3 protein-coding genes are annotated in these 4757 nt (G+C 59.8%); all 3 read left to right on the top strand.

Annotated features, from left to right (window positions below):
- Positions 1–190 precede the first annotated feature (190 nt).
- Entirely contained in the window at positions 191–685 is a 495-nt protein-coding gene (locus IWX65_RS17200; RefSeq protein ID WP_334683980.1) for an SOS response-associated peptidase, read from the top strand.
- A gap of 5 nt (positions 686–690) precedes the next feature.
- The gene (locus IWX65_RS18175) at positions 691–1449 is read left to right on the top strand and encodes a helicase associated domain-containing protein (protein ID WP_196884770.1); all 759 of its coding nucleotides are present in this window, start codon (positions 691–693) and stop codon (positions 1447–1449) included.
- Positions 1450–2799: 1350 nt separating this feature from the next.
- A complete protein-coding gene (locus IWX65_RS17190; protein ID WP_196884769.1) occupies positions 2800–4713 on the top strand; it encodes a hypothetical protein in 1914 nt (637 codons plus the stop codon).
- The last annotated feature ends 44 nt before the right edge of the window (positions 4714–4757 follow it).

Here is a 4757-nt window from a genome sequence, read left to right as displayed (position 1 = left end):
GGAAACAGTTTTGCTCCCAGAACTCACTGCAGCATAATCAAAGAACTGACCCGCACGGTGTCGAGAAAACTCCACCACTCAGCGGGACGTAACCTCCCTTCGTGCGTCGGTGAGTTCAGTCGCTCATCCCAAGTACGCATCGGCGCTTCAATCGAAACTCACTCATGCTTGGAAGGTAGCAGTGTCACTAGTGCAGTTAACACGGATGATCAACGCCCGCAGCGAGACCGTCACCGAGAAACCCTCATTCCGCACCGCGGCCGCCAAACGCCGGGCACTGGTACCGGCGAACGGCTACTACGAGTGGCAGAAAAACCCCGACGGATCCAAGACCCCGCACTACCTCGACGGCCAGGATGAGGAGGAGCTGCTGGGCTTCGCCGGCCTGTATGAATATTGGCCGGATCCCACCAAAGCGGAGGACGCCGAGGATAAGTGGTTGGTGACCGCGACGATCCTCACTACCCAGGCGCACGATGCTTTGGGGGAGATCCATGAACGCACCCCGGTGATTATCCCGAAAGACCTGCAAGGCCAGTGGCTGGATCCGACAATGACGGACAAGGACCAGATCCAGCACTTCCTCACCGCCGTCCCGGAACCGGTCCTGATTCCGCGCGTGGTCGGTAAGGACGTCGGCTCGGTGCGCAACGACGGACCCCAGCTCATCCAGCCCGTGGGCTAGACGCCGTGTGCCAGGACTGCCTACGGACGGAGGATTCGAGGGGGCCATGCCGGTCGAAGCAGGAATGGTTACTTCTGTACTCCCGCGGTATCCCGGTCGAACGGATCGCCGCGACCTGCCGGGCGGATCTGCGGCGTGTCCGCTACACCATTCGGGCGGCCGAGAAGCGGGACCCAACCCTGTTCGGCCGGCGCCTGACCCTGCACGACCAACCCGCGAACCAGCCCACAACCGAGTTACCGAACAAGCCCGTGATCACGCTGGGGGAGCTGTGGCAGCAGCACTCCGCTCGTCTGCTCGGCTTTTATCGGGAGCGGGGCCGGCTACCAGTACAAAACCCGCACGATGCCGACGAGCACCGGCTGTATGAATGGCTGTACCGGCAACGGAAAGCGCACCGTGTAGGCCGGCTCACTGCAGACCAGCTCGCTGTACTGAGTGAAGTGGGGGAGTGGCAGGGACAGGCTCGCGGTACCCGACCCGAACACTGGAACAGGCGGTTCGCTGCATTGATGGTGTTCGTCGCCGAGCACGGCACCATGCCCCGGTACCGGCCGGATAAACCAGCCGAGGAAAGGGATCTGGCGGTAGGGGTATCCAAGCAACGACGGTTGCTAAGGACCGGGAAATTGGATGACAGCCGCCGATCAAGAATGAATGAGTTCCTTCCCCTCGGTGCACCAACCAGGGCTTCAGTAGGCAGATCGGTGTCAGCCCCGGCGCATCAGGCCACCGTGGCGGTCCCCCTCGATGATGAACGTTGAGCAGGCCCGTCGGCATGTCACGCTGGTCAGCTTTTCCTAATTGCGTCTGTGAGCCTTTTGCCGGTTCGTTTCAGGTCACCTATGGCTGCATCCAGCGAAGATCATGTGTACGTTCGAGCAAGTCAGCGGTGGGCCGGTTGGGTTGGTCTGTCAGCGGCGATAACTAGGACGCCCCACAAAGCGATATCTTAACGTTTTGTCGAAGGAACGATAACGCCCGATACCATTGGGGCCAGTCAAGGCTTCGCCCCACCAGCATGCCGAAACCGCCGATGAGCCACCAGCGCACAGACACCGTCTATTCCGGCGTCCTTGGTCTTCGCTGCCGGAGCTACTGCTGCCCAGAAACGCACCCGATTCTCCCTCCACGCAACCATAGGTCGAGTTGGAGCGACACCCTGACCTGTACGCCTGCACTACCTTCTGCCGCTCTCTGATGCCCATTGAACGCCCCTATCAGGTTGGTGTCCTGCATACCCCATGTTTGACGGAAGGTCGCCCCTGAAATCTTGGGGCTAGTCGTATTGGCACGGGGTGAGCGATCCATCTAGAAACATAGATTCCACTGAGGCTGGTGTACTCCTTCTGGCCTCAGAAACTCCTCCGTGGATTCCGCCGCTACCCGGAATTCAGGTATCCCAATGTGCCCACTGAGCGGTGAACCGCGTATCACGGTTGAAAAGTCAGGTGGGTACTACTCGTGCTGTCGTTACTAGTTCACCCATAGTCTCTGCTCAGAGCTCTAGACGGGACCAAGCCAAAACCGTTGGCCCGATTGGAATTCTGAATAGGTGGCACTATCGGTCAACGCAGACTGCGTGAACCGTTGTGGCTACCTCCTTTCGTTTACTGCGAAAGCTCATTGATCGGGGTCGGCGACGTACAGAAACCCTCTTGAGACCAGGGTTTCCCCCCAGCCGTCGTCGACCCCATTAATGAGCTCAGCAAGGAACGAAAAAAGCAGTCGACCAAGTGTGCTGGGTCGACGGGAGAGCTGCCCTGATGATGGTTCTCGCTTGCTGTACTTGCAGTAATTTTTCCAGTTCACCGGAGGTCTTGGGAAGTTCATTGAATGCTTTATCAATGGCTTTCCTGCGATCCACCCATGACGACATCGCTCGTCAGCACGATTCTTTTGCGTGAGTTGTAAACGCTTGTCCTGGTTCTGCTGGGAGCCGTAACCGCGGATCTGGTCTCTTTCATCCGCACCGCTCGTTGGGTGGTGCGTCACTTGACGGAGGTCTCCATGCTGGTGGTCCGCAAACTGTTTTCGATGACGCCGGTGATGTCATTTCTGCCGACAAAACACCTCACAACAGTCTCCCTATCTGTTTTGGGTTGTGAGGCGAAGTGAAACCGCTGATAGGTGCGGGGCCCTCCGCTTTTGCAGCCCTCATCTGCGCCCTTGTTGCCAGTTTCTTCGTGGTCGTCCCCGCGGCGGACTCACCGGCGCAGGCAGCGCCGGGAGATAACCTCATCATCAATCCTTCTCTCGAGCAGGGCACCGATAATCCCTCGTGCTTTTCGCGGTCGGGTTGGGGAACGGAAGCGGCCTGGACCTTCCAGCCGGGGCGTGTTGGTGGTCGCTCCGTGTCGCTGACTATTCAGGGGTACCAGTCGGGGGACCGGAAACTCCTGCAGAGCGAGAACGCCCAGTGTGCGCCGAAGGTTACGGCTGGCTCTACCTATGACATGCAGGTTTGGTACAAGTCGTCCGCGCCGGTGTCACTGACAATGTTCCGGCATACTGCGCAGGGTTGGAGCTACTGGGGCAACGTCAAGCAATTCCCGGCCGCAAACGGCTGGACCTTGGCCCAGGCACCGACTCCGGTCATACCGGAGGGGACGGATCAGGTGATCTTCGGGCTCTCACTGAATGCCAATGGGTCGCTGACCACGGACGATTATTCGCTGCGGCAGGTGGCCGCCCCGCAACCGGTGAGCGATCAGCTCATAGTGAATGGGAATCTGGCGCAGGGCGCCACCATTCCTGCCTGTTATCAGGTAGCAGGCTGGGGGCAGCGGCAGGCAACGACCCTGATGTCCGCTGATGTGCCGGCGAACTCTCCGGCGGGTACGAGGTCCTTCCAGTTTACCGTCAGTGGGCACGTTTCAGGGGATGCGAAACTGCTGCAGTCCGAGGCCGCGGGTTGTGCCCCGGCCGTAACAGCGGGCCAACAGTATGACCTCTCGGCGGATTACAAAACCACCGCAACCGGCCTGACGGGTTTCAGCGTTTTTACCCACACCGCCGCCGGGTGGCAGTACTGGACTGATTTGAAGGCATTGCCCGCTGTCGCTAACTGGACCACGGCTACTGCCCGTACGCCCCCGATCCCTGCGGGTGTGGATCGGATTTCCTTTGGCTTGTCCATTGGCGGCAACGGAACGCTGAACACGACGAATTACTCCATGAAGAAACTCCAGGCCGAGGTTATCCCGCCTGCCGGGGGACCGGAGTTGGAGGGCTCCTGGGATGTCCTGACCACCCAGCTGCCGATCCGTGCGATCCACTCGACACTGCTCACCGATGGGCGGCTTCTGCTCATCGCGGGTTCGGGTAATGACGGGGCTAAGTTCGCCGCCGGGCAGTTCCGGGCGGTCGTATGGACACCGGACACGAATGTGTTCAAGGAAATCCCTGTCCCCTACGACATGTTCTGCGCCGGACACGCCACCCTGCCGGACGGTAAGGTCCTGCTCGCCGGTGGTACCGAAGCCTTCCCCACCGACAATCAGGGTCCGAACACTTTCAAGGGTTCGGACAGAAGCTACTACTTCGACCCAGCAGATGACACCTTCCATCAGCTGGCAGACATGGCCGGGGCCCACTGGTACCCCTCACTGACCAAGATCGGAAACGGGGACATCTGGTCAGCTGGCGGAATCAACGAGAAAGCCGAGGGAACAGTTCTCACCGAAATGTTCTCCAGCAGAACCATGAGTTGGTTGCCGCAAAACCAGGTGCCGCAAACCTGGAGCTTTTGGGGAACCTACCCCCACATGTTCCTCCTGGATGACGGGAAGATGTTCTACACCGGTGGGCACACCTTCGGCAACGGCCTACCCGGAACCGGGGCGAGCCTCTACGACTGGGCGACAGCAAAAATTTGGGACGTACCGGGTTTGCGTCAAAAGGATATGCGCGACCAGGCCAGCTCGGTCTTTGTCGGTCCCGCCCAGGACCAGAAACTGATGATCGTCGGTGGTGGCAGTGGCGTCCCGCATAGTGGTGTAGCGCGGCTGCCGGGTTCGTCGTACTGATGGACATGAAGGCGGCCACCGCGTGATCCTTCGAGGAAACTCTC

The organism is Arthrobacter sp. CAN_A214 (genome assembly GCF_015751955.1).
Lineage (GTDB): Bacteria > Actinomycetota > Actinomycetes > Actinomycetales > Micrococcaceae > Arthrobacter_D.
The sequence above is the reverse complement of the archived record's forward strand: the minus strand, read 5'-3'. Positions and strand labels throughout refer to the sequence as shown.